The sequence below is a fragment of the Alkalihalobacillus sp. FSL W8-0930 genome (assembly GCA_037965595.1).
GTDB lineage: Bacteria > Bacillota > Bacilli > Bacillales > Bacillaceae_D > Alkalicoccobacillus.
This window is the reverse complement of sequence record CP150183.1, coordinates 2,070,677-2,096,721: the sequence shown is the minus strand read 5'-3', so window position 1 is coordinate 2,096,721 and position 26,045 is coordinate 2,070,677. Positions and strand designations below refer to the sequence as shown.

24 protein-coding genes are annotated in these 26,045 nt (G+C 41.2%); 23 read left to right on the top strand and 1 reads right to left on the bottom strand.

What is annotated here, in order from left to right; translation table 11 throughout:
• Positions 1–100: 100 nt before the first annotated feature.
• The 16 genes from recA to hfq all read left to right on the top strand — a co-directional run bounded on the left by recA (position 101) and on the right by hfq (position 17,440).
• The gene (recA, locus tag NSQ54_11200; GenBank protein ID WYP24902.1) at positions 101–1,150 is read left to right on the top strand and encodes a recombinase RecA; all 1,050 of its coding nucleotides are present in this window, start codon (positions 101–103) and stop codon (positions 1,148–1,150) included.
• 58 nt (positions 1,151–1,208) lie between these two features.
• Positions 1,209–2,201 carry an exonuclease SbcCD subunit D gene (locus NSQ54_11195; protein ID WYP24901.1) on the top strand — a complete coding sequence of 331 codons (993 nt, stop codon included), beginning with the start codon at positions 1,209–1,211 and terminating at the stop codon, positions 2,199–2,201.
• Positions 2,194–3,621, top strand: coding sequence for an AAA family ATPase (locus NSQ54_11190; GenBank protein WYP24900.1), 1,428 nt, complete (start codon positions 2,194–2,196; stop codon positions 3,619–3,621). Before NSQ54_11195 ends, NSQ54_11190 begins: the two co-directional genes overlap by 8 nt.
• Before the next feature lie 21 nt (positions 3,622–3,642).
• Positions 3,643–3,897 (top strand): hypothetical protein, encoded by a 255-nt coding sequence (locus NSQ54_11185; GenBank protein WYP24899.1) that lies wholly within the window; start codon positions 3,643–3,645, stop codon positions 3,895–3,897.
• Positions 3,887–4,546, top strand: coding sequence for an ATP-binding protein (locus NSQ54_11180; GenBank protein ID WYP24898.1), 660 nt, complete (start codon positions 3,887–3,889; stop codon positions 4,544–4,546). Before NSQ54_11185 ends, NSQ54_11180 begins: the two co-directional genes overlap by 11 nt.
• 158 nt (positions 4,547–4,704) lie before the next feature.
• On the top strand, positions 4,705–6,273 hold the full coding sequence (rny, locus tag NSQ54_11175; protein ID WYP24897.1) for a ribonuclease Y: 1,569 nt from the start codon (positions 4,705–4,707) through the stop codon (positions 6,271–6,273).
• 54 nt (positions 6,274–6,327) lie between these two features.
• Positions 6,328–7,125, top strand: a complete 798-nt coding sequence (locus NSQ54_11170; GenBank protein ID WYP24896.1) for a TIGR00282 family metallophosphoesterase — start codon at positions 6,328–6,330, stop codon at positions 7,123–7,125.
• A gap of 103 nt (positions 7,126–7,228) precedes the next feature.
• Positions 7,229–7,489 carry a stage V sporulation protein S gene (locus NSQ54_11165; GenBank protein ID WYP24895.1) on the top strand — a complete coding sequence of 87 codons (261 nt, stop codon included), beginning with the start codon at positions 7,229–7,231 and terminating at the stop codon, positions 7,487–7,489.
• A 156-nt stretch (positions 7,490–7,645) separates the two neighbouring features.
• Positions 7,646–9,250 carry a tRNA (N6-isopentenyl adenosine(37)-C2)-methylthiotransferase MiaB gene (gene miaB, locus NSQ54_11160; GenBank protein ID WYP24894.1) on the top strand — a complete coding sequence of 535 codons (1,605 nt, stop codon included), beginning with the start codon at positions 7,646–7,648 and terminating at the stop codon, positions 9,248–9,250.
• Between the two features lie 6 nt (positions 9,251–9,256).
• Positions 9,257–9,667, top strand: coding sequence for a RicAFT regulatory complex protein RicA family protein (locus NSQ54_11155; protein WYP24893.1), 411 nt, complete (start codon positions 9,257–9,259; stop codon positions 9,665–9,667).
• A gap of 586 nt (positions 9,668–10,253) precedes the next feature.
• Positions 10,254–10,820, top strand: coding sequence for an outer spore coat protein CotE (locus NSQ54_11150; GenBank protein WYP24892.1), 567 nt, complete (start codon positions 10,254–10,256; stop codon positions 10,818–10,820).
• 112 nt (positions 10,821–10,932) lie between these two features.
• A complete protein-coding gene (mutS, locus tag NSQ54_11145; protein ID WYP24891.1) occupies positions 10,933–13,551 on the top strand; it encodes a DNA mismatch repair protein MutS in 2,619 nt (872 codons plus the stop codon).
• A 21-nt stretch (positions 13,552–13,572) separates the two neighbouring features.
• Complete coding sequence (gene mutL, locus NSQ54_11140; GenBank protein ID WYP24890.1) at positions 13,573–15,423, top strand: DNA mismatch repair endonuclease MutL; 1,851 nt, start codon at positions 13,573–13,575, stop codon at positions 15,421–15,423.
• 15 nt (positions 15,424–15,438) lie between these two features.
• Positions 15,439–16,236, top strand: coding sequence for a class I SAM-dependent methyltransferase (locus NSQ54_11135; GenBank protein ID WYP24889.1), 798 nt, complete (start codon positions 15,439–15,441; stop codon positions 16,234–16,236).
• A gap of 10 nt (positions 16,237–16,246) precedes the next feature.
• Positions 16,247–17,164 (top strand): tRNA (adenosine(37)-N6)-dimethylallyltransferase MiaA, encoded by a 918-nt coding sequence (miaA, locus tag NSQ54_11130; GenBank protein ID WYP24888.1) that lies wholly within the window; start codon positions 16,247–16,249, stop codon positions 17,162–17,164.
• A 42-nt stretch (positions 17,165–17,206) separates the two neighbouring features.
• Positions 17,207–17,440, top strand: a complete 234-nt coding sequence (gene hfq, locus NSQ54_11125; protein WYP24887.1) for an RNA chaperone Hfq — start codon at positions 17,207–17,209, stop codon at positions 17,438–17,440.
• A gap of 67 nt (positions 17,441–17,507) precedes the next feature.
• Here hfq and NSQ54_11120 read toward each other — a convergent pair whose 3' ends face one another.
• Positions 17,508–18,512, bottom strand: a complete 1,005-nt coding sequence (locus NSQ54_11120; protein WYP24886.1) for a site-specific integrase — start codon at positions 18,510–18,512, stop codon at positions 17,508–17,510.
• A gap of 146 nt (positions 18,513–18,658) precedes the next feature.
• Between NSQ54_11120 and spoVK the strand changes: the two genes are divergently transcribed.
• The 7 genes from spoVK to NSQ54_11085 all read left to right on the top strand — a co-directional run bounded on the left by spoVK (position 18,659) and on the right by NSQ54_11085 (position 26,040).
• Positions 18,659–19,603, top strand: a complete 945-nt coding sequence (spoVK, locus tag NSQ54_11115; protein WYP24885.1) for a stage V sporulation protein K — start codon at positions 18,659–18,661, stop codon at positions 19,601–19,603.
• 68 nt (positions 19,604–19,671) lie between these two features.
• The gene (gene hflX, locus NSQ54_11110; protein ID WYP24884.1) at positions 19,672–20,937 is read left to right on the top strand and encodes a GTPase HflX; all 1,266 of its coding nucleotides are present in this window, start codon (positions 19,672–19,674) and stop codon (positions 20,935–20,937) included.
• 31 nt (positions 20,938–20,968) lie between these two features.
• Positions 20,969–22,198 (top strand): methionine gamma-lyase family protein, encoded by a 1,230-nt coding sequence (locus NSQ54_11105; protein ID WYP28541.1) that lies wholly within the window; start codon positions 20,969–20,971, stop codon positions 22,196–22,198.
• A gap of 144 nt (positions 22,199–22,342) precedes the next feature.
• Complete coding sequence (gene glnA / locus NSQ54_11100) at positions 22,343–23,692, top strand: type I glutamate--ammonia ligase (protein WYP24883.1); 1,350 nt, start codon at positions 22,343–22,345, stop codon at positions 23,690–23,692.
• 653 nt (positions 23,693–24,345) lie between these two features.
• Positions 24,346–24,603, top strand: coding sequence for a hypothetical protein (locus tag NSQ54_11095; GenBank protein WYP24882.1), 258 nt, complete (start codon positions 24,346–24,348; stop codon positions 24,601–24,603).
• A gap of 107 nt (positions 24,604–24,710) precedes the next feature.
• Positions 24,711–25,487, top strand: coding sequence for a PAS domain-containing protein (locus tag NSQ54_11090; GenBank protein WYP24881.1), 777 nt, complete (start codon positions 24,711–24,713; stop codon positions 25,485–25,487).
• 37 nt (positions 25,488–25,524) lie between these two features.
• Positions 25,525–26,040, top strand: coding sequence for an N-acetyltransferase family protein (locus tag NSQ54_11085; GenBank protein WYP24880.1), 516 nt, complete (start codon positions 25,525–25,527; stop codon positions 26,038–26,040).
• The last annotated feature ends 5 nt before the right edge of the window (positions 26,041–26,045 follow it).

The window sequence follows — 26,045 nt, the reverse complement described above, 5'->3', positions numbered from 1 at the left end:
GGCAAATCTCAAAAAACAAGTTATGATAGAACAGTAGAAACAACGAACCAAAACGTTACGTTTACTATACATTGAGTATTAAAATAGAGGAGAGATTTAAATGAGCGATCGTAAAGCAGCACTAGATATGGCACTTCGCCAAATTGAAAAGCAATTCGGTAAAGGTTCAATTATGAAACTAGGAGATCAAACAGATCAGCGTATCGCTACGATCTCAAGTGGATCTCTTGCACTAGATATTGCACTAGGAGTAGGCGGGTATCCTCGCGGCCGTATCATCGAAGTATACGGACCAGAGTCTTCTGGTAAAACAACCGTTTCCCTTCATGCCATTGCAGAAGTACAAGCTAATGGTGGAACAGCTGCTTTTATCGATGCCGAGCACGCACTTGATCCAGTTTACGCTCAAAAACTAGGTGTAAATGTAGAAGAGTTATTATTGTCTCAACCAGATACAGGAGAGCAGGCACTTGAGATTGCTGAAGCACTTGTACGAAGTGGAGCAGTTGATATTATTGTAGTGGACAGTGTTGCTGCACTTGTACCAAAAGCAGAGATCGAGGGTGACATGGGTGATAGTCACGTAGGACTTCAGGCTCGCCTAATGTCTCAAGCACTTCGTAAGCTTTCCGGTGCCATCAGCAAATCAAAAACGATTGCATTATTTATTAACCAAATTCGTGAGAAAATCGGTGTAATGTTCGGAAACCCTGAGACGACACCAGGTGGCCGTGCGCTTAAATTCTATTCTTCTGTTCGCCTTGAAGTACGTCGTGCCGAAACATTAAAACAAGGGAACGACATGGTTGGGAACAAAACGCGAATTAAAGTTGTGAAGAATAAAGTAGCACCACCGTTTAAACAAGCTGAAGTGGATATTATGTACGGAGAAGGAATTTCAAAACAAGGATCTGTTCTTGATATTGCGGCAGATTTGGATATTGTTTTGAAAAGTGGAGCTTGGTATTCCTTTAAAGAAGAGCGGATCGGTCAAGGACGTGAGAACTCTAAGATTTTCTTGAAAGAGCATCCTGAAATGATGGCTGAAATTGAAGGACTAATTCGTGCACATCATGGCTTAGATGGTCAAGTAGAGGTACCAGTACCAGATGAAAAAGAATTTGAAGACGTTCCATTAGATCTTAAATAAAATCGTAGCTGAATAAGCGCCGTATGGTGCTTATTCTTTTCAGTTTGAGGTGATTACAGTGATTAAATTTCTGTATTTTACAGATACGCATATTCGAGGGACGACTCCAAAAAACAGATTAGATTCCTTTTCAGAGACGATCAAACGTAAACTAACAGAAGTGATGCAAATAGCGGAAACAGAAAAGGTAGATTTGATGCTTCATGGAGGAGACGTATTTGATCGGCCGGACTTATCTCCAAATGTGGTTGGACAATTTGCCAAGCTCTTTCGTGAAACGAATATCCCTATTTATGCAATATCCGGAAACCATGACACGTTCGGTCATAATCCTGATACCATTTCTAGGACGATGCTAGGCTTATTAGATTCGTTTGGAATCATGACTATCATACATCCTGACGAACCTCTGCTTATTAAAAAAGAAGATGTGTCTGTTCAAATTTCTGGACAACCTTATCATTATGATTTAGATCAACGAGATGTGAAACTAGATTATTATCCTATAAATCAGCACCAAGCAGATTATATGATTCACCTTGTACACAGTATGTTAGTTGAAAAGGCACTGCCAGAGGGAATTCCTCATACACTTGTCGATCATATTTGGACAACACCTGCTGATGTGGTTTTAACCGGTCATTTTCATGGTGGTTTTGGAATTAAGGAGCAGGACGGGAAGTTTATTTGCAATCCCGGTGCCCTTTCTCGCATTAATAATCACTGGATGGAGCTTAACAGGATGCCTAAGGTTGTGATTGGTGAGGTTACTAAATCAGGCATTACTTTAAGAGAACAAGTGCTTGAAACTGCTCAAAAGGGTGAGGAAGTGCTCGATCGAACCTATGTAGAAAAAGCGGTCCATCAAGAAGAGAAGCTACACGAATTTGTCCAGCAAGTGAAGGCTCAAAGTGATTTCAAGAATTTACACATGAATGATATCATTCGCGAACTTGCATCATTATCAGAAGTAGAAGAACGCGTAAAGCAGGAAGCGCTTCGGAGAATGACCCAAGTAGAGGAAAGCTGGGGAGGTGAGGTAGATGAATAACATCCTAGACGTAAGACTGGAAAACTTTCAATCTCATCTTGACTCTCAATTTACGTTTGCAGATGGCCTTAATGTCTTAATTGGTCAATCTGATAGCGGGAAAACAGCTGTAATTCGTGGAATTCGCTGGGCTCTATTTAACCAGCCGCGGGGTACAGATTTTATTCGTGCGGGCAGTGACTTTGTAAGGGTAACGATTCAATTTGAAAGTGGAGACAGATTGATACGTGAGCGAACGGCTTCAAAGAACCGGTACATCATAAAGAAAAATGGACAAGATCAACAAGTTTTTGAGAGCTTTGGTCAGCATGTTCCCCAAGAGGTACTCGATCTACACGGGATGCGACCGTTACGTATTGACCGGGATCATGAATTAACGATTCATCTTGCGCAACAGCTAGATGGACCTTTTTTGCTTGAACAACCCGGATCCATGCGTGCAAAAACAATCGGACGCATTAGTGGGGCGCATTATTTAGATGCGGCCATTCGAGACACTTCAAGAGACCTTCATTCGCTTAATCAAAGTAAAAGATGGAGCGAGGAGCAAACAGAACAGTTAAAGAAAGATCTTGAGCCTTACGAAAAAGTGATTCAATCAGGTGTACAGCTTGAGAGGGCATCTCGACTGTTTGAAGAGATAAAGGGTAAGCAATCGAGGCTTGAAAGCTTGCAAGCGAGTCATCGAGATTTACAAACAAACAAACAGCTGATGGATCAAGCCCAAGGTAAGATAGATTCTCTAAAAGAATTACCTAACATTGAATCGATGGTGTATCAGCTTGAATTAAAGATCCAACGACAAAGCATGCTAAAAAAGCTTTATGAACAGCAACAAACCTATATGGGTCAGCTGATAAAAGTCGAGAGATTTTTACGACTTACGGAGTCTATTGAAGAGGCAGCCGAAACGGAAAGGCGCGCAGAGGCTCTTGAACAAAAACGTGCTCAATTAGTCAAATTACACGATCAATACACTCAGTTATTAGTGATTGAGCAAAAAGCCTCTCAAGTGATTGAAAAGACAACGTTTGTTACTCACATTTCTTCTAACTGGGAAGAATCAATTAAACAAACGGGACAACGGATAAAGCGATTGACTTCTCTTAACGATCAATATGTGGCTTTAGAGAACCAACGCATAAAACAAGAAAAACAATTAGAGAGTGTAGCGCAAATAGAGAATGTAACCTCTAAAGTACAGTCGATAAACGAGACATATAACCGATACCTGCGTATGCTTGAAAAGAAACAAGAATATACAGAAGTTCTTAAGCGAATGAATGATGGAAAACAATTTATCGAAATGAAGAAGAAAGAGCTTAAACGCTTAACTCTTCAGTATGAGGAGCTAGCTAAGAAAGACGGCATTTGTCCGACCTGTGGTCAAGTTATACAGGCTAGTCATAACCACGGGTAAATACGAAAGGAGTGCGTGCAAATGAGTACAATTGAGCAAGATTTAACAAAGATGAAGCAAGCGATTGATCAGGCGAGAGATATGAGGTACCGGGCAGAAGCAAAGCTTGAGGAGCTACAAAATCAACGCGATCGTATTTTAAAAGAGTTAGAGGAGCTAGGCGTTGGTCCAGATGAGTTAGAAAGTGAAATTAAAAAACTGGAATCAGAAGTTGAGCAAGCGATGAGTGAGACATGGTCGCTTATACCAAAAGAGCTGATTAAGAATGATGCGTGAGGAACTAGTTAAGCTCGAAGAAACCATTAAGCACGCGCGCGATACATGGACAAGACTGGATGCCAGGCGTCAAGTGCTAGTTGATCAATTAGAACAAGCGGAAGCAAAGCTTAATGAATACTTAGATACAATTGATGTCTATGAAAAAGCGCGCGTTCTTCTGCAGCAATCAGCTGAGTATGCACGCGAGCAAGCCCGTCAACAAATGGAGACACTGGTAACCAATGCACTTCAATACGTATTTGGACCTTTGTTTCAGTTCCAGATTGAAATAGAAGACCATGGGAATCGGACGGTTGCTGAGTTTTATGTAACAACGGAGTATGAGGGTGTTCAAGTGAAAACCAAACCTCAGGATTCACGTGGTGGTGGTGTAGTTGATATTGTGACACTTGCATTACGAGTAGCGTTAATGGAAACGGTACAACCAAAAGTAAGCGGACCTTTAATATTAGATGAACCTGGAAAACACGTATCGAATGAGTATGTTTACTACTTATATGAGTTTTTGAAATCATTAAGCACGATGTTTGGTAGACAAATTATCATGGTTACACATAATCATCATTTAACAGAGTCTGCAGATCAAGCGTTTGAGGTTTCCATTCGCGACGGAATAAGCGAAGTCACACCCATTTCCACAGCTTGACATCAACGGTTGGTGACTTTACAATTAAAAGGTGAAGCGGCTTTTATTTTTCCTTTTTTACTCCGCTTTCATGTATGGAACTTAAGATTACTATAAAAAAGATCTATGCAAAACAGAGTTATGGAACCAACAATTAGATAGCAAGAGGAGGTGAAAATATGGATATACCATTGTATATGCTCATCCTCATTATACTTGTTGTCTCTGCAGTAGCTGCAGTTGTTGGATATCTTGTTCGAAAATCCATTGCAGAAGCGAAGATCGTAAGCGCGGAGCATGCTGCGAATCAAATCGTAGAAGATGCAAAACGTAATGCGGAAGCGAATCGGAAGGAAGTTATCCTTGAAGCAAAGGATGAAGTTCATACCCTTCGTACAGAAGCAGAGCGTGAAGTTCGTGAACGTAGAAATGAGATTCAAAAACAAGAGCATCGTTTGGTACAAAAAGAAGAGATTCTAGACCGAAAAAGCGAAACCTTTGATAAAAAAGAAGAGTCTTTGGAAAAAAGGGAGGAATCTCTCACCAAAAAACAACGACAAATTGAAGAGATGAACAGTAAAGTGGATGAGCTCATAGCGAAGCAACAGCATGAGTTGGAGCGCATATCTGGTATGAGTCGTGAGGAAGCGAGACTATCTGTTCGAGCTGAAGTGGAAGAAGAGATTGCACACGAGACAGCTCTACTTGCAAAAGAGCGTTTAGCTCAAGCGAAAGAAGAAGCTGATAAGAAAGCGAAGGAAATTCTTTCTCTTGCTGTGCAACGTTGTTCAGCCGATCACGTAGCTGAAACTACGGTTTCAGTAGTGAACTTACCTAACGATGAAATGAAGGGTCGAATTATTGGGCGTGAAGGCCGTAATATTCGTGCGCTTGAAACCTTAACAGGAATTGATCTCATTATTGATGATACACCTGAAGCTGTTATCCTCTCTGGATTTGATCCAATTCGCCGTGAAATTGCGCGTACCGCCCTTGAGAAGTTAGTTCAAGACGGGAGAATTCATCCGGCGCGGATCGAAGAGATGGTTGATAAATCTCGTCGTGAAGTTGATGAAGCAATTCGCGAATATGGTGAGCAAACATCATTTGAAATGGGCATTCATGGACTTCACCCTGACTTAATCAAAATTTTAGGTCGTCTAAAATTTCGTACAAGTTATGGGCAAAATGTTCTTAAACATTCCATTGAAGTTGCCCATCTAAGTGGATTGATGGCTGCTGAACTTGGTGAAGATGTGAAGCTGGCTAAACGAGCTGGTCTCCTGCACGACATCGGTAAAGCAATTGACCATGAAGTTGAAGGAAGTCATGTTGAAATTGGTGTAGAACTGGCAACAAAGTACAAGGAACATCCTGTTGTTGTTAATGCCATTGCCTCTCACCATGGTGATACGGAGTCCACATCAGTGATTTCTACACTTGTGGCCGCGGCCGACGCATTATCTGCAGCCCGTCCAGGAGCACGTAGAGAAACACTTGAGACGTACATCCGTCGCTTAGAAAAGCTAGAAGAAATTTCAGAGTCGTTTGAAGGAGTCGAAAAAACGTACGCCATTCAAGCCGGCCGAGAAATTCGCATCATGGTTCGACCAGATCTTGTTGATGATACACTTGCCCATAAGCTGGCGCGTGACATCACCAAACGAATTGAAGACGAGCTTGACTACCCAGGACATATTCGAGTAACCGTTATTCGAGAAACACGGGCAGTTGAGTATGCGAAATAAAGCGGCTGATGCCGCTTTATTTTGTTTCTATGAAAAAGAAAGAGGTTATGTTTCATGAAGATTTTATTTATTGGAGATGTTGTAGGCTCCCCTGGACGGGCAATGGTAGAGGAATATGTGAAGCGATTGAAGAAAGATTACAAACCAACGCTCACTGTAATTAATGGAGAAAATGCGGCGGCTGGAAAAGGAATTAATGAAAAGATTTATAAAGGCTTACTCGATGCAGGCGCACAAGCTGTCACTTTAGGAAATCATGCGTGGGCAAAACGAGAGATCTTTGATTTTATTGATACAGCTAAATGGCTTGTCAGGCCAGCTAACTATCCTGAAGGAACGCCTGGAGTCGGCATGGTTTTTGTAACGATTAATCAAATAGAAATTGCCGTTATTAATTTAATGGGCCGCACATTCCTTCCAGCCAATGATTGTCCGTTTAAAAAAGCAGATGAGTTAATTGCAGAAGCAAAAAAACGAACTCCATACATTTTTGTTGATTTTCATGCGGAAGTGACGAGTGAGAAGATCGCGATGGGCTGGTATCTAGATGGACGAGTGATGGCAGTTGTTGGAACGCACACGCATGTACAAACAGCCGATGAGCGAATTCTTCCAAAAGGAACAGCTTATATCTCAGATGTTGGGATGACCGGACCTTATGATGGGATTTTAGGTGTGGAAAAAGAACCGGTGTTGCATAAATTTTTGACAAATCTTCCTGTAAGGTTTGAAGTCGCATCAGGCAGGGAACAGTTGAGTGGTGTGATTATTGATGTGGACGATAAATCAGGACAGGCTAAATCGATTAAGCGCATACTTATTAATGAGGACCATCCGTATATAGAGCGTTAACGGTTGGGCCATTTAATCGGTTTGTTGTGAGTTGTGCTTGTCACCCATTTTATACTCACTTGTAACACGCTAATGACTCATGCACAGAGGAGGTTCTAAAAAAATGGATGTCTTAAAAGTCTCAGCAAAATCTACCCCAAATTCTGTAGCTGGTGCCTTAGCTGGGGTCATTCGAGAACATGGTTCAGCAGAGATTCAGGCCATTGGAGCAGGAGCATTAAATCAATCGATTAAAGCCGTTGCGATTGCCAGAGGATTTGTAGCACCTAGCGGAATAGATCTAGTTTGCATCCCAGCTTTCACTGATATTGAGATTGATGGAGAAGAGCGTACTGCTATTAAGTTAATCATTGAACCTCGTTAACGCAAGTCAAAGAAAAGTGTTTATCTGTTGCTCAAAGAACAGATAAACACTTTTTTTCTTTGGATTCATCATCACACATGGATTGTGTTTATGACCATTCGCACGTATAATATACGATTAGTAGAACGGTATGTTTTGGAAGGGGTTTGCTTTACTATGAACGAAGAACAACGATTAGGACAACAAGGGAATACCCATATAAAAAAGAATCAACAGCAGGAACCTAAAAAAGACTACAGTCAATACTTTGATTTTTCAAAAGCAAAGATTATCTCAGAAGATGAAAACAAAAAAGTGATGCGTATCAATGGTCGGGACATCACGATTCACGAACAGCCTGATTACAAGCAGGGTAAACGCCGCGGGAAGGAAACGACTCAAGTAATTAGACCTGACCATGTGATTCCACTTGAGTTAACACAACTTGGTGCAGGCAAGAAGTTTCTCATCCGTACATATGGCTGTCAAATGAACACTCATGATTCAGAAAATATGGCTGGACTCTTAACTGAAATGGGCTTTGAATCAACAGATGTAACGGAAGAGGCTGATGTGATCTTATTGAATACCTGTGCCATTCGAGAGAATGCGGAGAATAAGGTATTTGGAGAAATCGGTCACTTAAAACCTCTTAAGCTTGAAAAGCCGGAGTTAATCATCGGCGTGTGTGGCTGTATGTCGCAAGAAGAAAGCGTCGTCAATCGCATTCTCCAAAAACATCAACACATTGATCTTGTTTTTGGAACCCACAATATTCATCGTTTGCCACACCTGTTACGTGATGCGATTTTTGGTAAAGAAATGGTCGTTGAGGTTTGGTCTAAGGAAGGCGACATTGTTGAAAACATGCCTCGTAAGCGTGAAGGTAAGACACAAGCCTGGGTTAACATCATGTATGGCTGTGATAAGTTCTGCACGTATTGTATTGTTCCTTATACGCGCGGAAAAGAACGTAGCCGTATGCCAGAGGACATTATTGCCGAAGTTCGTGACCTTGCTCGCCAAGGCTACAAAGAAGTCACTCTGCTTGGACAAAATGTAAATGCCTACGGTAAAGATCTTGATATGAAGTACGGTCTTGGTGATTTGATGGACGAGATTCATAAGATTGATATCCCTCGTGTAAGATTTACGACAAGCCATCCTCGTGATTTTGATGATCGTTTAATTGAGGTGCTCGCTCAAGGAGGAAACCTTGTAGAACATATTCATTTACCTGTTCAGCATGGAAGCTCAGCCATCCTAAAGCTAATGGCCAGAAAGTACACACGTGAGAGTTATTTGGAGCTTGCTCACAAAATCAAACAAGCCATTCCTAACGCATCGTTTACAACGGATATTATCGTTGGATTCCCAAATGAAACGGATGAACAGTTTGAGGAAACTCTTTCCCTTATGAGAGAGGTTGAATTTGATAGTGCATACACGTACATTTATTCTCCACGCGAAGGTACACCGGCTGCTAAGATGCAAGATAATGTGCCGATGGAAGTGAAGAAAGAACGTTTAGCGCGCTTGAATGCACTTGTGAATGACATTTCGGCGAAGAAAAATCTTGAATATCAAGACAAAGTCGTTGAAGTTCTTGTACAAGGTCAAAGTAAAAAAGATCCGAATGTGTTAGCTGGACGTACACGCACGAACCGCATGGTTAATTTTAAAGGCTCTGAATCAATCATAGGAACAATTGTTCATGTGAAGATCACAGAGGCAAAGACGTGGTCACTAAATGGTGAAATAACAGAAACAGTGGAGGTCTAATCGACAATGACAAATCTTTATTCAAAGGAAGATGTCAGAGAGAAAGCTAGAGAACTTGCAAAAATGGTTGCCGGAACAGAAGAAGTAGACTTCTATAAACGCGCAGAAAAGCAAGTCAACGACCATCTCCGAATTCAAGAACTGATTGCTCAAATTAAAAAGCAACAAAAAGAAGCTGTCAACTTAAAGCACTATGGCAAAACAGAAGCTCTTAAACAAGTGGAAGAGAAAATTGACTCCCTTCATAACGAAATTGACGAAATCCCGCTTGTACAAGAGTTTAAAAGAAGTCAAGTAGAAGTAAATTACTTGCTACAGATGATCACAAATACAATTTCCAAAACCGTGACAGATGAAATTATCATCTCAACTGATGGAGATCTATTAAAAGGACGCACAGTTAAAAGCCCGTTTTAATATTAAAGCTAGTGCAATACGAATAATTATGAGAGACTGGAACAAAACTGGATATAACTAAAAAATGGCGAATGATTCTACGATTGAATCATTCGCCATTCGTGTTTTTCATATATTAGAATGACGAGTGGAAGGAGAACCCGAGACTCCTACGGAACAGAACGCGGTGAAGACACTGTAGCGGTGCTTTTCCCGCGGAGGTGGCTGAGGCCGTTCCCGCAGGTGCGAGGGATTCTCCTGTAGCGGATATTGTGCTATGTTCGTTTTTGCTAACTACATTAACGTAATGTCCCCTCCACCTTTTTAATTTTATGGGATCAGCGAGTATTCTCCCGAAGCGGCATTTTTTCACCAAGTTTGTTTGATCAATTCCCATCTAACATTGATGAATTGGAAGAACCTTAGAATAAAGATTGCTGTACTAATCCAATTTCTCGCTTCATATCCTTTATAGAAACGGTTTGCCCTACCTAATCTTCAATCACATCCGTTTTACTCTCTGCATAGGATGAGGGTGATTAGGCGGAACGGTAGGCAGGAGCCGACACATTATCCAGCCAGGATATGAGAATAGGAGGGTCAGCAAATGGCTGAAAATGAAATGAGTTACCGAGAAATTATCACGAAAGCGGTTTGTGGAAAGGGAAGGAAGTTTTCTGAAGCCACGCACCACATCACGCCGGCTCATCGACCAACAAGTATTTTAGGGTGCTGGATTATTAATCATACCTACGATGCAGAAAAGCGTGGGGATACCGTTGAGGTGCAAGGTTCTTATGATATTAACGTCTGGTTTTCGTACACAAATAACACAAAAACAGATGTCGCAACACAAACGGTGACTTACACAGACATTGTTCCTTTATCAATGAAGGATGAAAACGTGTTAACGGAAGACTTAGATGTTGTGGCTCGTGCGGTCCAACAACCAAATACATTAGAAGCGATTATCTCAGACAATGGAACAACCGTTGATGTGCAAGTGGAACGAGAGTTTATTGTTGAGTGTATTGGGGAGACAAAGGTCGCAGTTGCCGTGAATCCACAAGGAATTATCAATGAATACCCAATTGCAGATTATGTTGATCAGGTCACAGATGAAGAATTAGAAAATCTTGATCCGCATTTTTTACATGAAGAACTAGATAAGTAGGTATGAGAGTGATGCGATGCATCGCTCTTTTTTTCTTGTTCATTCCAAGTGCAGGGGTGTGATTCACTATGCTATAATATGAGCAAAGATGAATGTACGGTTGGAGGAAAGTATGGCACAGGTAACCCCAATGATGAAGCAATATTTAGAGATAAAAGCACAGTACCAGGATGCTTTTTTATTTTTTCGTTTAGGTGATTTTTATGAGCTTTTCCAGGATGATGCGGTTCAAGCATCACGTGAACTTGAAATTACCCTTACTGGAAGAGGACAAGGAGAAACTCGAATTCCAATGTGTGGTGTTCCTCATCACTCAGCGGATATGTATATGACACGGTTGGTTGAAAAAGGGTATAAGGTTGCCATTTGTGAACAGGTTGAAGATCCTGAGACGGCAAAAGGTGTAGTGAAGCGAGAAGTTGTAAAGCTTCTTACCCCTGGAACGATGATGAGTGATCACTTTATACAAGAGAAAGAAAACAATTACTTGGCTACAATTCATGAATGCGCGGATGGTTCTTACGGTGTAGGCTTTGTCGATCTGTCAACTGGAGAAGGACGTGTGACAATCACAGGTGATGAGCTAGAGGATGCCATTCAAGAAATTGTTACAGCCAATTCCAAAGAAGTGATTGTTGCAAGTACCGCAAACCCTGCATTGATGAATCGATTAGCTGAACAAAAACAACTCACGATTTCATATGAAGATGAGTTTGATGCACAAGACGATTATGCAGCTGTTTATCAACATTTAAAGCAAGATAAACTCGAAAAAACATACGCGAGGTTAGTGCAATACCTCGTTCGTACGCAGAAACGATCGTTATCTCACTTACAACCAGTGACGTATTATACATCAAGTTCTTATTTAAAGATGGACCAGCATACAAAACGGAATCTTGAGTTGACGGAGACCCTACGCGAAAAAAGAAAACAAGGATCTCTACTTTCTATTATTGATCATACGGTCACTGCAATGGGTGGCAGAATGCTTAGACAATGGATAGAAAGACCGCTTGTGAATAAGGAACATATCATCTCGCGGCAACGTGCAGTGGAGACATTTTTAACTCACTTTTTTGAGCGTGAGGAGCTACGTGATGAATTAAAAGCAGTCTATGACCTCGAGCGCCTTGCTGCTAGAGTGGCCTACGGCAGTGTGAGTCCAAGAGAGCTTGTGCAATTAAAGAAATCGTTACAGCGTGTACCTGCGATTATGCATCTTCTATCTACGATGCAAGCAGAATTTGCACAGAACTGGTTTAAAGAGTTAGATACGTTTGAGGGACTGGCTACGTTACTTGAGACAAGCCTAATTGAAGATGCACCTATTTCCTTAAAAGAAGGTGGGATCATCCAGTCAGGCTATTCAGAGGAACTAGATAAATACCGGGATGCGAGTACAAACGGAAAGCAGTGGATTGCTGAGCTTGAGGCTAAAGAGAGAGAAGTTACGGGCATACGGACGTTAAAAGTCGGCTATAACCGTGTGTTTGGTTATTACATCGAGATTACCCGCGCTAATGCTTCGTCCATCCCGGAAGGACGTTACGAACGAAAGCAAACATTAACGAATGCGGAGCGATTTGTAACACCAGAATTAAAGGAAAAGGAAGCCTTAATTTTAGAAGCCAATGATCAAACAGAAAAGCTAGAATACGAGCTTTTTGTTCAAATTCGTGAGCAAGTGAAGCAATTCGTACCTGAGCTACAGAGCCTTGCCAGTCAAATGAGTGAGTTAGATGTCTATGCTAGCTTTGCGACTGTTAGTGAGCAGAGAACGTATGTAAAACCGATGTTTTCAGAGAATCGCGACATCCATCTTCGAAATAACCGCCATCCTGTTGTGGAGACCGTTATCCCTAGAGGGCAGTATGTTCCGAATGATGTCACGATGGGAGACGGTAGAGGAATGCTCCTTCTAACGGGTCCAAATATGGGTGGTAAGAGTACGTATATGAGACAATTGGCGCTTACAGCTGTGATGGCTCAAATTGGCTGCTATGTACCAGCAGACGAAGCGGAACTCCCTGTATTTGATCAAATCTTTACACGTATTGGAGCGGCGGATGATTTAGCAAGCGGTCAAAGTACATTTATGGTTGAAATGCTTGAAACAAAACATGCGTTAACAAAAGCAACGCAGGATAGCTTATTGCTTTTAGATGAAATCGGTAGAGGAACTTCTACGTATGACGGGATGGCATTAGCTCAAGCAATCATGGAGTTTATTCATGAGCGTATTCAAGCTAAAACGATGTTTTCAACACATTACCATGAACTAACAACCATGGAGCAGTCGTTACGTCAGCTTCAGAACATTCACGTGTCAGCAGCTGAACAAGATGGACATGTTGTCTTTTTACACAAGGTCATTGATGGTCCTGCTGATCGAAGCTATGGAATTTACGTGGCGGAACTTGCTGGATTACCGAGTGTAGTGACTGAACGGGCGGAAATGTTACTCACAGAGCTCGAAGGTGGACAAGTTGAAACAGCGGCTGCAAAAGCAGACACCATCCAGGTTCAAGAGCCTGGTCCCGACGTTAAGGATGAGGACCAACAATTATCATTATTTGCTGTTGATGAAGCTCCTACAAAGCAAGTTAACGCGGTAAATAAACATCAAGAAGCATTACTCCAAGAAATTAGTGCGGTTGACCTTATGCATCTATCGCCTTTTGAGGCAATGCAGCTTATTCATACATGGCAGCAAAAAGTGAAGAAATAGAGTAGGAAGGAGAGGGTGATCATGCCCACTATTAAGCAGCTAGATGATGCGCTTTCAAACAAAATAGCAGCAGGTGAGGTTGTGGAACGCCCTGCCTCCATAGTGAAGGAATTAGTTGAAAATGCGCTTGATGCAGGGAGTACCTCAATCCTCGTTGAATTAGAAGATGCAGGTCTCAACTCCATTCGAGTTGTTGACAACGGAAGTGGAATTCCTGCTGAGGATGTAGAGACAGCCTTTTTACGTCATGCAACAAGTAAAATTCAAACTGATCGTGACTTATTTAATATTCACACGCTAGGGTTTCGCGGAGAAGCCCTCCCGAGTATCGCCTCTGTTTCTTATCTAACGATGAAAACAAGCACGGGAACAGGAGCAGGAGTCGAGCTTCAACTTGAAGGGGGAAAGATTGTAGGTCGAACGGCATCTCCAACAAGAAAAGGTACAGAGCTGTTGATTACCAACCTTTTTTACAATACTCCTGCCAGGCTAAAATACTTAAAAACATCCCATACTGAAGCAGGTCACACAAGTGATGTCATGAACCGTTTGGCTATGTCTAATCCGTCTGTGGCATTTGAATATATTCATAATGAAAAGCAAGTATTAAAAACCTCAGGAAATGGAGATATTCGTCAGGTTATCGCTCAAATATACGGACGATCTGTTGCCACAAAGCTTGTTTCATTTGAGGAATCATCGCTTGATTATCAAGTAAAAGGATATGTGTGCCGTCCAGAAGTAAATCGTTCCTCGAGGCAATACTTGTCCGTTTATATCAATGGGCGTTACATTCGAAATTACGCAATCGCCGGGGCGATTATGCAGGGATATCACACCTTACTTCCAATTGGTCGCTTTCCTATTGCTGTCATTCAAATTGAGATGAACCCTACACTCATTGATGTGAACGTACACCCTTCAAAAATGGAGGTTAGGTTGAGTAAGGAGCAAGAATTAGGTGCTTTAATCAGTTCGTCGATTAAAAAGGCCTTTCAGCAAACGCAGTTAATACCGGAGCAACAACAGCCTAAGAAGAGTACTTTGGTACCGGATTCGACTCAGCTTTCTTTAAGCTTTGAAGAAAAAAAGCCGAAGCCTCAAACCAATACGTTTAACGAACAAGTAACAGAACCTGCTACCCAAGTACGAGAAACGTTTATAGATACTCAACCTATCCAAAAAGAAGAGCCACCGGTAACACAAGAGCCACAGGAACAGGATCCATCAGAAAGCGTTGAGTCCTCGAATCAACCATTAATTGAGTCAGAAGTGACTGACAAAACGGACCTAATCCCTGCGCTCTATCCGATTGGCCAAATGCATGGTACGTATATTCTTGCTCAAAACGAGCTAGGCTTATATTTAATTGATCAGCATGCGGCTCAGGAACGGATTAACTATGAATTTTTCCGTGAGAAAGTAGCGGAGCAAACGCCTCATGTTCAAGAGCTTTTAACACCCTTTACAATCGAGTGTACCGCTCAGGAAGCGGCACTCATTGATACAAATTTAGAAAAACTTGAAGCTGTTGGTGTATTCCTCGATTCGTTTGGTCAGCAAACGTACCGAGTACGATCTCATCCCGTTTGGTTTCCAGACGGTTTAGAGGAAGAAACGATTCGAGAATTACTTGACCAATTGCTTGAAAATGCACGAATTGATATTGGGAAGTTACGAGAAGATGCTGCGATTTTAATGGCATGTAAGGCAGCAATTAAAGCAAATAGACACTTGCGTGATGATGAAATCCAAGCATTGCTTGATACATTGCGTTTATGTGAAGATCCATTTACATGTCCTCATGGTCGACCGGTAATTATTCAATTTACAACCTATGAAATGGAAAAAATGTTTAAACGGGTTATGTAGAAAGAAGGAACAGTCGTGAAAGTTGTAGTGACAACGGCAAGAAAGCGAGCAGATAAACTAGAGCCGCTTGCGCGTGTGGTAGCTGATGAATTACATGTACCTTATCAAAAACGAAATGATCGCTCGGTAAACGAACTTTTAGAGGAAAAGCAAGCAAATCTTTTAGTTGTTGCAAGTAGTCGACTTAGTCTGTACCGGCAAGGACAAGAGGCTCCATTTTTTTATCATCCGAATGCGGCTCAGATACGGGCAAAGTCATTTTTAGCAAGTGGGTATGATGCCTTGATTGAAGCCTGTGACCTGCAGGTGGGAGATCGTTTTCTTGATTGTACGCTTGGCTTAGGCGCAGATGCGGTGATGGCGCAACTTGCAATTGGGCAGTCTGGTCATGTGACAGGAATCGAACAGAATCCGGTCATGGCTTATATTGTAAGAAAAGGTCTACGAACGTGGACAGATGCCCATCCCACGCTACTTACTGCGATGCAAGCTGTTGAAGTATTAACCGGACATCACTATGAGGTCTTAAAGAATTTGCCGAATTGCTCCTATGATGTTGTTTATTTTGATCCGATGTTTGAGCAAACGATCCAATCATCAGGGCTCGAAGCGTTAAAATCCTTTGCACATTATGAGACACTCACGCAGCAAACGATCCAACAAGCCATGCGTGTTGCAAGAAAACGAGTGGTTTTAAAAGACCACTGGACAAGCAGTCGTTTCAGTGAGTTAGGCTTTATCATAAGCCGAAAACGACCTGTTGAATTTCAATATGGTATTCGACTAATCGAAGTGAATGACGAGAAGAAGTGAGGCAATCGCATTGAAAAAACTACTTGTTATAGCAGGGCCAACCGCTGTTGGAAAGTCAGATTTAGGAATCAGGCTTGCAAAAGAGCTTGATGGAGAAGTGATTAGCGGAGATTCCATGCAAGTGTACAAAAAGATGGATATTGGAACAGCAAAAGTAACAAAAGAAGAGATGGCGGGTGTCCCACATCATTTAATTGATATTAAAACATTTGATGAACCATTTTCGGTTGCTGAGTTTCAAGAGAGATGTTCACATATTCTCCTAGACTTAGAACAACGCAACAAACAACCCATTCTTGTTGGGGGTACAGGCTTATATATTCATTCCATCACTCATGGCTACCAATTTGTAGATAAGCCGGAAGATGTGACGTTTAGAAAAGAATTAGAAGAACAAGCATCACAAAAAGGAAACGAATACGTACATCAAAAACTATACGAGGTTGATCCTGAAGCCGCAAAAGAGATCCATCCTAATAATGTGAGGCGAGTGATTCGCGCATTAGAAGTGTTTCATGTAACGGGGGAACCTTTTTCAAAGCAACAGGTTCAAAAGCCAACACGTCCCTTTCTAGGGATTGGGCTTGATCTTGAACGCGATCGCCTCTACAAGCGTATTAATAAACGAGTCGATCTCATGGTTGAGCAAGGTTTAGTTGATGAGGTACGTTCCTTAATGGGTGAGGGCCTGCGCAATCAACCGGCAGCACAAGCCATTGGATATAAGGAAATCATATCGCATGTATCGGGGGAGTGTTCCAAGGAGGAAGCGATTGATCAACTTAAGCAAAATTCAAGGCGTTATGCCAAGCGCCAACTAACATGGTTCCGTAATAAAATGGACATTAATTGGTTTGATGCAGGAATAGAAGAGAAAGATGTACTTTTTCGTCAAATTAAGAATTTCATTGAAGGAAATCAAGTGTGAGTGCCGAAAATATATAAAGATAAATAGAGGAGGTCTATACACATGAAACAAGGCATAAATATTCAAGATCAATTTCTCAATCAACTACGTAAAGATTCAATTCCAATTACAGTCTTTTTACTGAATGGATTTCAATTGCGTGGTCTTATAAAAGGGTTTGATAACTTTACAGTGATTGTTGAAACCGAAGGAAAGCAGCAACTTGTGTACAAGCATGCGATCTCTACATTTGCACCACAACGTAATGTGCAATTAAAAACTGAAGCAGACGAGTAATAAGAAGCGAATATCACGTATAAAGACTGATGATTCTATGAATCATCAGTCTTTTGTCGATTTAAGATTAAGGAATCAACAACAAACGCTCAGAGTCAGATAAGTGATCAAGTGTTAACAAACAGCGGTCGAGCGATAGGGCACTAGAGAAACCTAAATACCTTTGTACTTCTTCAACGGGGGTTCCAAAGCACAGTTGTCTTAAAATATACGTATGTCTTAAATGCTGAGCAGAGGTACCTTTTCGTAAGCCTGCACGCTTGACTTCTGTACGAATCATTTTCTGTATGGCAATCTCTGTTAAGGCCTTTGGATGATCCTGCTCATATGACCAGTGATACGTTTTTCGTTGAAAGTCAAAGGCGATATGAAACGGATCTTTGCTATGTAGTCTAGGTCTTACAGGCTCTGGGATGTGTTCGTAATACGCATATGCTTTCACCTTATCTTCTTCTGAAAGTGAAATCATTCTCGGCTTCGCAGGATCTTGAGAAGTGGGAATCCGTAATTGATTTTGAGCAAACAATATATCAAACATTGTGACACGAGTAACTTCCTGTAATGTAAGGCCATATGAAAGAAATAATGTTAGCAGCCACGTATTTCGAGTTGTGAGCATAGGACGAGCGAGCAATTGATTCTCTGTTAGTCCCTGATCAGACGAAACAGAAGCATAGAGTGTATCCACTTCCTCAACTGAAAGCCACTCCTCTCTTGTCAAAGGGGTAACCGTTAGTTTAGGAGGTTCATAGACAGTGGCTGGATGTTTACTAATCAAGCCATTTGTAATAGAGAATTTAGCCAGCTGCTTTGTCACAGAAATAATTCTTCTAATTGTACGTACTTTGTATGCTCTTTTCTCCATAAGATATAAGAAAAACGTATCAAGCTCTTCGTGGGTTAATGAAGACCAAACGGTAAAAGCATCTTTTTTTTGATTATTCGTCATCCATTTAAAAAAATCTTCAAGGTCGTAGCTGTAGCGTTTGATTGTTGATTCAGCACGCCCTTTTTCAGCTAATGAATCTAAAAAATTAGTAACAAATGAAGGATGTGTATACAAATCAGACATTAGTTAGTCCCTCTCTTTTCTGTTAAGTATATCAATACACCCAACTGAATCAAGTTAAAAATTAGGCAATTGTCACGCTTTTTCATCCTTTGCGTATAGTAGGGTACACAGTTTCGAACTGAAGAGATTGATAAGGGGGATGTGTGATGAATCACCCAACTAATGTGAAGAAAAATGCTCGAATCAATGTTGTGTTAAATCAGCAGACCCATCAGCCTTCTACTGAGGAATGGCTACAAACGGACGAGGAGAAACAAACTCATGATATTCTCGTACGATTTGAGGATCAACTTAAACAATTTGTAGGCTTAGATGAGGTCAAGCGACTTGTAAAGGAAATTTATGCTTGGTTATACATGAATCAACGTAGAGAGCAACAAGGTTTAAAGGCGAATAAACAAGTTCTACACATGATCTTTAAGGGAAATCCAGGGACCGGAAAAACGACGGTAGCTCGAATCATTGCGCGCTTCTTTCATGATATGAATGTATTATCAAAGGGCCATTTTATTGAGGCAGAACGAGCAGATCTAGTTGGAGAATACATTGGACATACGGCTCAGAAAACAAGAGATTTAATCAAGCAGGCAAATGGAGGCGTACTGTTTGTAGATGAAGCCTACTCCCTTGCCCGAGGTGGCGAAAAGGATTTTGGGAAGGAAGCCATTGATACATTAGTAAAAGGAATGGAAGACAAACTACACGATTTTGTGTTGATTTTAGCTGGGTATTCAAAAGAAATGGATCATTTTTTGTCGTTAAATCCCGGGCTTCCTTCGCGTTTTCCGATTACGATATCCTTCCCTAATTATACCACTCAGGAATTGATGGAAATGATTCACACCATGGCAAAGGATCGTGATTATCAGCTCTCAAGAGATGCTGATCTTATAGTCAGAGAGCACATTAAGCTTCACAGAAATGAACATGAAGCGACATTTAGTAATGGACGATATATTCGTAATCTTATTGAGCGTGCGATTCGTCAGCAGGCTGTTAGACTAATGAAGTTTCACCAGTATGAACGACAAGCCCTTATCACTTTGGTAGCTGAGGATTTTAAATTTAGTGAAAGTCATGATAAACTTTAACTTGAGAGTGTAAAGTGAAGCAGAACAAAGATTCTGCTTCTTAGGCGTGTCAGGAAGGAAGAATGCAATTGTCAGCAAACAAGAAGAAAGAACGAGTCATTCTGGTAGGATGCCAGTTTGATGGAAATGAAGAACGATTTGAGCAATCAATGACAGAACTTGCTGGACTTGTTCGTTCTGTTGATGGAGAAGTCATAGGGACATTAACGCAGAGTCGTAAAAAAGTAGAGCCTTCTACTTATATTGGAGCAGGTAAAGTGGAAGAGCTAGCAGCACTTGCAGAGGAACTTGAGGCAGATCTTATTGTCTTTAATGATGAATTGACTACTGGTCAAGTTCGTAATGTCCATAGAGAAACAGATGTAACAGTGATTGATCGGACTCAGTTGATCCTAGACATCTTTGCTACGCGCGCAAATTCCAGAGAGGGAAAGCTACAGGTTGAGCTTGCTCAGCTTAGTTACTTGCTTCCTCGTCTAGCGGGACAAGGCCTTGCTCTTTCAAGACAAGGTGGAGGAATTGGAAGTAAAGGCCCTGGTGAAACGCAGCTTGAAACCGATCGTCGACATATTAAAAGACGAATGACAGACATCGAGCGCCAATTAAAAACAGTCGTTGAGCATCGCAAGCGGTACCGGGAACGCCGAAAAGATAATCACGTGACTCAGCTGGCATTAGTTGGCTATACGAATGCAGGAAAATCAACATTATTAAATCGGTTGACGGAGGCAGATATATTAGAAGAAGATATGCTGTTTGCGACGCTTGATCCAACAACAAGGCATTTGCGGTTGCCGTCAGGTCTCAATGTCATTTTATCAGATACTGTAGGATTTATTCGTGATCTTCCTACCGCATTAGTGGCAGCCTTCAGGTCTACACTAGAAGAGCTTGCTGAGGCTGATTTAATTCTTCATGTTGTCGATAGCTCGCACCGTGAATATGAACAGCATCAACAGACGGTACAAGAGTTAATCAAAGAATTAGATGTGGATCATATTCCACAGTTACTCATTTATAACAAAGAAGAAAAACGTTCAGGTGCCTTTTATCCGGACCATCGTTATCCTTCTGTTGAGATGAGCGCGTATCGTCCGGATGATGTGGAACAATTGGCAGCACAAATTGAACGAGAATTAATAAAACAAATGTTACCCTACCAAGTGGATATTGAGCCTGTAAATGGAAAGCTGCTCTCCTCGATTAAAACAAATACGATTGTTACGTCACTTGATTGGAATGAAGATACAAATATGTATGCAGCATCGGGCTATGTAAAGGAAGATAGCCCACTATCAACGATCTTAAAAGCAATAAAGAAAGAACAGGAGTAATAAAAACGTGAATGTAAAGAACCCAACCTATATGCTGCCTTTAGTCAAAAAGGCTGAAGAACAGATTAAAGACTTACATCAGGACATAGACGAGGTTGCGCTTGTTAATCAGTCAAGGGTGATGGAATCGTTTAAAAGTCATCAAGTCTCAGATTTTCATTTTACACCGTCTACTGGCTATGGCTACGATGACGCTGGTAGAGATACGTTAGAAGACATCTATGCGGATGTCTTTGGTGCGGAAAAAGCGCTTGTTAGACCTCAGATCGTTTCAGGTACGCATGCCATTGCAACAGCACTATTTGGTGTGCTACGCCCTGGGGACGAGCTACTCTACATCACAGGTGCCCCTTATGATACATTAGAAGAAATTGTCGGGATTCGTGGAAATGGAAAGGGCTCGCTTAAAGAGTTTGGCATAACGTATCGTTCGATTCCTCTTCTTGACAATGGACAAGTAGACACAGAGGCGGTTAAAGAAGCAATCGGTCCACAAACGAAAATGATTGGTATTCAGCGTTCTTGCGGTTATGCAAACCGGCCATCGTTTCATATCCATGAAATCAAAGAAATGATTCAAGACGTACGACAAGTGAAAGAAGATGTTGTTGTATTTGTTGACAATTGCTACGGAGAATTTGTGGAGACACAGGAACCGTGCCATGTTGGAGCGGACTTGATGGCAGGATCTTTAATTAAAAATCCTGGTGGCGGTATTGTCAAAACAGGAGGATACTTAGCAGGTAAAGAAGAATATATTGAACTTGCTTCTTACCGATTAGCAGCACCGGGCATTGGAGCGGAAGGTGGAGCCAGTCTTTATAGTCTTCTCGAAATGTATCAAGGCTTCTTTCTTGCTCCACATGTTGTCGCACAAGCGGTTAAAGGGGCAACCTTCACCGCAGCTCTTCTGGAGTTAGCTGGGTACGAATCCACCCCAGCCTGGGATCAAAAGCGTACGGATCTAATTCAAGCCGTACACTTTCCAAATGCCGAAGCTATGATCACGTTCTGCCAAGCGATTCAGTCCGCATCACCTATAAATGCGCATGTTACTCCACAGCCAGGGTTTATGCCAGGGTATAGTGATGATGTCATTATGGCTGCTGGAACGTTTATTCAAGGAGCAAGTATTGAACTAACAGCTGATGGTCCTATTCGTCCACCTTATACAGCCTATGTTCAAGGAGGGCTAACCTACGAGCACGTGAAGATTGCCGTCACACAGGCACTTGACGCCATAGGATCGTCTAAAATCTAGAAGATTCAGAATTTGACGATTAAACAGGGGTTTAGTAGGATAATAGAAAGGGAATCAAAAATGATGGAAACATATGAATAAGTCGAACGATGCCTAGTGCATAGTTCTTCCTATATAAAAAGGATAAAAGGAGAGGTACATACTATGTCATCATATTCAAAAGAAGACATTACACGCATTGCTCAAGAGGACAACGTTCGTTTTATTCGTTTGCAGTTTACTGATCTGCAAGGAACAATTAAAAACGTTGAGATTCCAATTGATCAATTACCAAAAGCACTAGACAACAAGATGATGTTTGATGGTTCATCGATTGAAGGCTTCGTTCGTATTGAAGAATCTGATATGTATCTGTATCCGGATCTAGATACATGGGTTGTGTTCCCTTGGACACCAGAGAAAGGGAAAGTGGCACGCTTAATTTGCGACATTTATCAGCCAAGTAAGCCGGGCGAGGAGCCTGTTCCGTTTGAAGGAGATCCACGCGGTATTCTAAAACGTGTATTAAAGCAAGCGGAAGAGCTAGGATTCACTGATTTTAACATTGGACCAGAGCCTGAATTCTTCCTTTTTAAAAATGATGAAAAAGGCGAGCCAACACTTGAACTAAATGATAAAGGTGGATACTTTGACTTAGCTCCAACGGATCTAGGTGAAAACTGCCGTCGTGATATCGTACTTGAGCTAGAGGACATGGGCTTTGAAATTGAAGCGTCTCACCATGAAGTAGCTCCAGGACAACACGAAATTGACTTTAAATATGCAGATGCGATCACAACGTGTGATAACATTCAAACGTTTAAGCTTGTTGTTAAAACCATTGCTCGTAAGCACGGATTGCATGCAACCTTCATGCCGAAACCTTTATTTGGTGTAAACGGATCTGGAATGCATTGTAACATGTCACTATTTAACGAGAATGGAAATGTATTCTACGATCAAAATACAGAGTCTCAACTAAGCCGTACAGCGATGCAATTCTTAGCAGGTATCTTAAAGCATGCTGAAGCATTTACTGCGCTAACAAACCCAATCGTGAACTCTTACAAACGTTTAGTTCCTGGATACGAGGCACCTGTATACGTAGCTTGGTCTATGCGTAACCGTTCACCACTGATCCGTATTCCATCATCACGCGGTATCAGCACACGTGTTGAGGTTCGTAGTCCAGATCCAGCAGCTAACCCATACCTTGCCATTGCAGCGATGCTTGCAGCAGGTCTTGATGGAATCAAAAACAAAATGACTCCACCTGAAGCAACGGACCGCAACATTTATGTGATGAGCAAAGAAGAGCGTATTGAAGAAGGAATCAATGATCTTCCAGCTACACTTAAAGACGCACTTAACAAGCTTGTAAACGATGAAGTGATCGTAAATGCGCTTGGCGAACATGCAATTGAACACTTTATCGAAGCAAAAGAGATTGAGTGGGATATGTTCCGGACGCAAGTGCATCCGTGGGAGAGAGATCAATATTTAGAAACATATTAATATGTGGAACCCTTGACACTATTGGTGTTGAGGGTTTTTTTGTTTAGAAATATAATTCATAAAAGAAGCAGAGGAGAGAAAAGTGCCCCTGTAACGTCCCTAAATTTTTTGGGTTACAACCAAAATATGGTTTACCTTCAAGCTATAAAATGATAGCATATTCTCATGAGAAATCTAATAAGTAAGATGTCATTTGTATTAATGGGACCAAGCATTTTAATTTCAGGAATCGGATTTGATCATTATCTAATAGGATTTAGTGTAGCTCTTTTCTTTTTTTGTTTAGCCATTTTTATTAGACCTAGTGAGGTGAAAAGCAGCTACTAAGTGCTACAAAATAAAGAGGACGGGACATAACTAAAATGTAGTGAGTAAAACACGAATGTTGCAAATAATCCGCTACAGGAGAATCCCTCGCACCTGCGGGAACGGCTTCAGCCCTTTTCGCGGGAAAAAGCGCCGCTACAGTGTCTTCACTGCGTTCTGTTCCGCAGGAGTCTCGAGTTCTCCCTCCGCTTGTTCAAGTAAAAGCACTGAAGGCGAATGATTCTGCAATTGAATCATTCGCCTTTTCAAAGTGATTTTTAGTTATGTCCCAGCCTCTTTTTCCTTTTTTAAAAACATCAACGTCCTCTGAAAGGGAGGAATGTAATATGTACAATCGAGTCAGTATCATATTTATCGTTCTTATAATCTGGTTTATTATTGAACGTTTTTTTGTTTCACTCACAGGATTAGCTGAACCAATCTTTTACCTATCTATATTTTTGTTTTTTTCTGTAGTTTCAGTTGCTGCATTCAAAGAAGACAAGGATAAAAAAGAAAGAGGTAAAGTTCTAGTCTTAAGTGCATTTCTGATAATTCTTCCACTCCTAGCATTTATCTTATCTATCCAAAACCTAACATCCTAACGACTGTTCTCACCTTTAAATGTGCTGGAAGAGCCTGACCATTCTCAATTGGTTGGGTTTTTGGTATGATAAGAAGGAAATTTAATTCATGTTGTCGGAGGGTTCAGATGGAAAGGATCTTTGCAAATCAGAAATTACTGATTAAGGCATTAAATCACACACGTGCTGGAATAATTATTACGGATCCAAATCAAGAAGATAATCCAATTATTTATGCGAACCATGGTTTCTATGAGATGACAGGGTATACACCAGAGGAAATTATTGGTCGTAACTGTCGCTTTTTGCAAGGAACAGAAACGGACCCAAATGAAGTAGCTAAGCTTAAAAAGGCCATTCAAGCGCGCGAGTCAGTGACGGTTGAATTATTAAATTATAAAAAGAACGGACGAGCTTTTTGGAATAATTTATCTGTTGATTTTATCGATAGTGAAGAAGATGGTAAAACATATTTTATTGGAGTGCAAAAGGATGTAACGTATCGTCGAGAAGTTGAGGAGAGCTACGAGCGGTCACTTAAAGAGATTAAATCCTTGGCTTGCCCAATCGTTCCACTTGTAAACCAAATTGCGGTACTACCTTTAATCGGTGAGATGAACGATGACCGTTTTAATCGTGTATTTGATATTTCAACAACTGAAGTGGTAAAGCAAAAGATTAAGACGATTATTGTTGATCTTTCCGGTTTAACTACATTTAATGATCTTGTATTACGCGACTTAATAAAACTTCGAGATGTATTAAAGCTTCTCGGAACTGAACTTATTTTGAGTGGGGTGTCTGGAGATATGGCGACCAAAGCGGTTGATCTCGATGGTATGTTAACGAGCGATATTCGCACGGCTAACTCCGTTAAATCGGTACTAACGGAACTCATGAATTAACGAAAGTTGAACTGAACAAAGAGGGGACACCAACATCATGATTAGAGCGGCAACCGAAAAAGATATCCAACATATTTTAACTATTTATAATGAAGCAATCCTATACTCAACTGCTGTTTATCATTATGAAGCGTACACGTTCGAGATGATGAAGCAATGGTTTGATGATAAGGCAGAAGCAGGTTACCCCATTTTAGTCTTTGAAGGAGATGAGGATGGAGTGATCTATGGATTTGCGACATTTGGAGCATTTAGACCGCATGCCGCATTCCTGTACACAGTAGAACATTCGATCTATGTTCATAGTGACTATCGTAAAAAAGGAATTGGGACAAAGCTGTTAACCAAATTAATTGAGCGGGCCAAGGCTGATGGATACGCTACATTAATTGCTGGAATAGATGCGGTGAATACAAACAGTATAGCTGTGCATACTCGATTTGGATTTACACATGTAGGGACAATAACGAGAGCTGGATATAAGTTTGATAAATGGCTCGATCTTGCATTTTATCAACTGGATTTACCTGGACCAAATTTAACGTCTAAGTAGGTGAC

Coding starts and splice junctions, on each gene's coding strand:
- recA (WYP24902.1), top strand. CDS start 101: ATGAGCGATCGTAAAGCAGCACTAGATATGGCACTTCGCCAAATTGAA.
- NSQ54_11190 (WYP24900.1), top strand. CDS start 2,194: ATGAATAACATCCTAGACGTAAGACTGGAAAACTTTCAATCTCATCTT.
- NSQ54_11185 (WYP24899.1), top strand. CDS start 3,643: ATGAGTACAATTGAGCAAGATTTAACAAAGATGAAGCAAGCGATTGAT.
- NSQ54_11180 (WYP24898.1), top strand. CDS start 3,887: ATGATGCGTGAGGAACTAGTTAAGCTCGAAGAAACCATTAAGCACGCG.
- rny (WYP24897.1), top strand. CDS start 4,705: ATGGATATACCATTGTATATGCTCATCCTCATTATACTTGTTGTCTCT.
- NSQ54_11170 (WYP24896.1), top strand. CDS start 6,328: ATGAAGATTTTATTTATTGGAGATGTTGTAGGCTCCCCTGGACGGGCA.
- NSQ54_11165 (WYP24895.1), top strand. CDS start 7,229: ATGGATGTCTTAAAAGTCTCAGCAAAATCTACCCCAAATTCTGTAGCT.
- miaB (WYP24894.1), top strand. CDS start 7,646: ATGAACGAAGAACAACGATTAGGACAACAAGGGAATACCCATATAAAA.
- NSQ54_11155 (WYP24893.1), top strand. CDS start 9,257: ATGACAAATCTTTATTCAAAGGAAGATGTCAGAGAGAAAGCTAGAGAA.
- NSQ54_11150 (WYP24892.1), top strand. CDS start 10,254: ATGGCTGAAAATGAAATGAGTTACCGAGAAATTATCACGAAAGCGGTT.
- mutS (WYP24891.1), top strand. CDS start 10,933: ATGGCACAGGTAACCCCAATGATGAAGCAATATTTAGAGATAAAAGCA.
- mutL (WYP24890.1), top strand. CDS start 13,573: ATGCCCACTATTAAGCAGCTAGATGATGCGCTTTCAAACAAAATAGCA.
- hfq (WYP24887.1), top strand. CDS start 17,207: ATGAAACAAGGCATAAATATTCAAGATCAATTTCTCAATCAACTACGT.
- NSQ54_11120 (WYP24886.1), bottom strand. CDS start 18,512: ATGTCTGATTTGTATACACATCCTTCATTTGTTACTAATTTTTTAGAT.
- spoVK (WYP24885.1), top strand. CDS start 18,659: ATGAATCACCCAACTAATGTGAAGAAAAATGCTCGAATCAATGTTGTG.
- NSQ54_11105 (WYP28541.1), top strand. CDS start 20,969: ATGCTGCCTTTAGTCAAAAAGGCTGAAGAACAGATTAAAGACTTACAT.
- glnA (WYP24883.1), top strand. CDS start 22,343: ATGTCATCATATTCAAAAGAAGACATTACACGCATTGCTCAAGAGGAC.
- NSQ54_11095 (WYP24882.1), top strand. CDS start 24,346: ATGTACAATCGAGTCAGTATCATATTTATCGTTCTTATAATCTGGTTT.
- NSQ54_11090 (WYP24881.1), top strand. CDS start 24,711: ATGGAAAGGATCTTTGCAAATCAGAAATTACTGATTAAGGCATTAAAT.
- NSQ54_11085 (WYP24880.1), top strand. CDS start 25,525: ATGATTAGAGCGGCAACCGAAAAAGATATCCAACATATTTTAACTATT.